The 4,458-nt window shown below is 29.7% G+C and carries 4 protein-coding genes; all 4 read left to right on the top strand.

All coding sequences use genetic code 11. The features are described from left to right. The coding region (cooS, locus tag J7G74_RS14100; protein WP_297136502.1) for an anaerobic carbon-monoxide dehydrogenase catalytic subunit at positions 1 to 1,788 on the top strand (1,788 nt) is incomplete at its 5' end. Next, a complete protein-coding gene (locus J7G74_RS14095; protein WP_297136500.1) occupies positions 1,781 to 2,236 on the top strand; it encodes a 4Fe-4S dicluster domain-containing protein in 456 nt (151 codons plus the stop codon). The genes cooS and J7G74_RS14095, both read left to right, overlap by 8 nt. Next, positions 2,226 to 3,467 (top strand): NAD(P)/FAD-dependent oxidoreductase, encoded by a 1,242-nt coding sequence (locus J7G74_RS14090; protein ID WP_297136498.1) that lies wholly within the window; start codon positions 2,226 to 2,228, stop codon positions 3,465 to 3,467. Before J7G74_RS14095 ends, J7G74_RS14090 begins: the two co-directional genes overlap by 11 nt. A 424-nt stretch (positions 3,468 to 3,891) precedes the next feature. Beyond that, positions 3,892 to 4,458, top strand: a 567-nt coding sequence (locus J7G74_RS14085) for an HD domain-containing protein (RefSeq protein WP_330616588.1), incomplete at its 3' end; no start/stop codon positions are given.

Here is a 4,458-nt window from a genome sequence, read left to right as displayed (position 1 = left end):
TGTGGATTCGGATTACAAGGAGTGTGTTGTAGACTATGTGCAAATGGTCCATGTAGAATAACACCTAAATCACCAAGAGGAATTTGCGGTGCAGATGCAGATACAATAGTCGCAAGAAACTTTTTAAGAGCAGTAGCATCAGGTTCTGCTTGTTACATTCACGTTGTAGAAAATACAGCCTTAAACTTAAAACATATTGGAGAAACAAAGGGAAAAATTAAAAGTGAAAAAGCATTAAACTATTTAGCTGATAAATTAGGGGTTAAATCAGAAGATAAATATGAAAAATGCATAAAAGTTGCCGATGCAGTTTTAGATGACTTATATAAACCAAGATTTGAAAAAATGAAATTAGTAGAAAAAGTAGCATATGGTCCAAGGATAGAAAAGTGGAAAGAGTTAGGGATTATGCCTGGAGGAGCTAAATCAGAAGTATTTGATGGAGTAGTAAAATCTTCTACAAACTTAAATAGTGATCCTGTAGATATGTTAATGAATTGTTTATCTTTAGGAATCTCAACAGGACTTTATGGATTAACATTGACAAACCTTATAAACGATATAATGCTAGGTGATCCAGTCATAAGAATGGCACCAGTAGGATTTAGAGTAATAGATGAAGATTATATAAACATAATGATAACTGGACATCAACATTCAACATTCACAAGTTTCCAAGAAAAATTAAAAGAGCCAGAAGTTGTAGCTTTAGCTAAGGAAGTAGGGGCTAAAGGATTTAGATTAGTAGGATGTACATGTGTAGGTCAAGATTTACAACTTAGAGGAGAACATTATCAAGAAATATTTGCAGGTCATGCAGGAAATAACTTTACAAGTGAAGCTGTATTATCGACTGGTGCTATAGATATGGTAGCTTCAGAATTTAACTGTACAATACCAGGGTTAGAGCCTATAGCAGATGAGTTAAAAGTTAAAATGATATGCCTAGATGATGTTGCTAAAAAGAAAAATGCAGAATACATTTATTTAGATAGAAATAAATATGATGAAATAGATAGAAAATTAATAAATGAAGCTTTAGCTTCTTATAAAAATAGAAGAGGTCAAGTAAAAATAGATATACCAAAAGATCATGGATATGAACAATCTTTAACTGGTGTTAGTGAAAAGAACTTAAAAGAATTTTTAGGTGATTCATGGAAGCCATTAGTAGATTTAATAGCAGATGGAACTATAAAGGGAGTTGCTGCAATAGTAGGATGTTCAAATATGACTGCTGGTGGACATGATGTTAATACTGTTGAACTTACTAAAGAATTAATTAAAAGAGATATAATAGTTTTATCAGCAGGATGTTCAACAGGTGGACTTGAAAACGTTGGTCTTATGTCACCAGGAGCAGAAGATTTAGCAGGAGAAAATTTAAAAGCAGTATGTAAAAAATTAGGAATACCACCAGTATTAAATTTTGGACCATGTTTAGCTATAGGAAGACTAGAAATAGTTGCAACTGAGCTTGCTGATTATTTAGGTATAGACTTACCTCAACTTCCACTTGTACTTTCAGCTCCTCAATGGCTAGAAGAGCAAGCATTAGCAGATGGTGCATTTGGTTTAGCACTTGGACTTCCACTTCATTTAGCTCTACCACCATTTATAACAGGAAGTAAAGTAGTTACAGAAGTACTAACAAACTCTTTAAAAGATATAACAGGAGGTCATGTAATAGTTAACCAAGATCCTAAGTCTTCAGCAGATCAATTAGAAGAAATCATAATAGATAGAAGACAAAAACTTGGATTAAAGGATGTGATTTCTTATGCATAGAATTATAATAGATAAAAATTTATGCGAAGGATGTAAAAGTTGTGTTTTAGCTTGTATGTTGAGACATAGTGATGTAAAAGATATGTATACATTAGATTTAGAAAATATTGATACAGATGCTAGAGGTCATATAGAATTTAATCAAGATAATAAGCCAGTTCCTATATTTTGCAGACATTGTGATGAACCAGAATGTGTAATGACTTGTATGAGTGGAGCAATGAACAAAGATAAGGAAAGTGGAATAGTTTCTTATGATAGTACAAAATGCGGTTCATGTTATATGTGTGTAATGTCATGTCCTTATGGTTTATTAAAAGTAGATGATAGAACAAAACAATACGTATTAAAATGTGATTTATGTAAAGATGAAGAATATCCTAGATGTGTAGCTAATTGTCCAACGGGGGCTATACAGTTACAAAAGGAGGAAGCTTATGCCAAATAAAAATTATGTGGTTTTAGGGTCTAGTACAGCTGGTATAAATGCTATAAAAATTTTGAGAGATTTAGATAAAGAAGCTAATATAACGCTAATATCTAAAGATGACAAAATTTATTCTCGCTGTATGTTACATCATGTCATCTCAGGGCATCGAAGTGTGGAGAGCATAAACTTTGTAGAAGAAAATTTTATAGGAGAAAATAATATAAATTGGTTGAAAAGTAAAACTGTCAATAGTATTGATACGGAAAATAAAATTGTAAGATTAGATAATCAAGATATAAGTTATGATAAATTGCTGATTGCAACTGGAGCTTCAGCTTTTATTCCTCCTATAAAAAATATTAAACAAGGAAATCATATATATCCACTGAGAAATATAGAAGATGTATTTGATATAAAAGAAAAAATTAATACTTCTAAAAAAGTTGCCATAATAGGGGCAGGATTAATTGGTATAGATGCTCTTACAGCCTTAATGGAATTTGAAGATTTAGAAGTATCTTTAATTTATCCAAATGACTTTATTTTAGATAGACAGCTTGATGAATATTCAGCCAAAGTATATGAAGATAAATTTATAGAATTGGGAGCAAAACTATATCCTTCTTTACCAGTCAATCAAATAGTCTTAGATGAAAATAATGATGTAAAGGGTGTAGAGCTAGGAGACAACACAGTAGTAGAATGTGATATGTTAATAGTTTCTACAGGAGTAAAGCCAAATACTGATTTTATTGATAATACAGATATAGAAAATAATAGAGGGATAGTTATAAGCAACAAATGTGAAACTAATATAAAAGATGTTTATGCAGCAGGAGATGTTGTTGGAAAAAATGCAATTTGGCCATTAGCTGTTAAGCAAGGAATAGTAGCTGCATATAATATGGTTGGAGTAGAAAAAATACTAGATGATGACTTTACTTTCAAAAATAGTATGAATTTTGTAGGCATACCAACAGTTTCTTTAGGGATAGTAATTCCACCAGATGATACTTATGATGTTATAACTAGATGTGATAAATATGGATATAAAAAATTTGTTATAAAAGATAATATTATAACTGGATTTTTAGCTCAAGGAGATATTTCATATACTGGACCTATAACATACTTAATAAAACATAATGTAGAAATTAAAAACTTGAAGGATAGAGTTTTTGATATAGGATATGCTGATTTCTTTTCCATGAAAGAAAATGGTGAGTTCGAGTATGATTTAAAAAATTAAGTCAAAAATATTACAATTGAATTAATTAAACTTTATATACTAATAATAACCAATAGATTAAATATAAAATATCATAATAATATAAATAAAAAACAAATTAATGGTTATTATATGGATAAGTAGTTAATGAAGATTAACTACAACTAAATTCACTATGCAAAAGCTAGATTTATATCTATAATTTTGGTAGTAACCTTTGGGGATTTAGTTTTGATACTGTGAAGAAAGTATCAAGTTAAATACTATTCATTAGACAAAATTTTCATAGGCCAAAGGGTGAGTAGTTTTCTAATTAAAAGTATTTAATATAAGTCAAAAGCTTAGGCTATCACCTATGTCTTTTGAAAAGAGGCTCTAGATTTGATAGTTCAACTTTCAGTCTAGAGCCTTTGTAGTTAAAAAATATTTTTATAAGGAGCAAATCATGACTGACAAAAAGATATTTCTTAAAGATTTAAAAGATGGCAATGTGAAAATACCTCTTATGATAATGAAGAAACTATATAAAGATAATAATAAAATGGTTTATACCTTAAGTGATAGAAGTGGATATATAAATGCTAAGATTAATGCAAAGTTAAAATTAGAAGTAGGACAAGTGGTAGAAATTGAAGGAGTTAAAGATTTTGTAATAGATGTGACAAATCTAAGAGTATTAGAAAAATTTAATATAGAAGACTATTTACCAACTGTTGATAGACCTATTGGAGATATAATGAATGATATTGAGGATATAAGTAAAGAATGTATAATTTCGCCTCAGGCGGTAAAACTAAATGACTATTTTTTTAAAGATGAGGATTTCTTAGAAAAATTTAAAAAAGGAATAGGTGGAGTATCTATGCATCATAACTATATAGGAGTACTAGCTGAACATACTTTGAATGTAATGTATTTGACTAAAGTATTATGTGATAGATATGATTGTAGGCGAAGAGAAATAGCAGTACTTAGTGCTAAGCTTCATGATATAGGAAAAATTTATGAACTT

This window comes from Terrisporobacter sp. (assembly GCF_017888745.1).
Lineage (GTDB): Bacteria > Bacillota > Clostridia > Peptostreptococcales > Peptostreptococcaceae > Terrisporobacter.
Note: the sequence above shows the minus strand (reverse complement) of the source record. Positions and strands in the feature narration are given on the sequence as shown.

Coding starts and splice junctions, on each gene's coding strand:
- J7G74_RS14095 (WP_297136500.1), top strand. CDS start 1,781: ATGCATAGAATTATAATAGATAAAAATTTATGCGAAGGATGTAAAAGT.
- J7G74_RS14090 (WP_297136498.1), top strand. CDS start 2,226: ATGCCAAATAAAAATTATGTGGTTTTAGGGTCTAGTACAGCTGGTATA.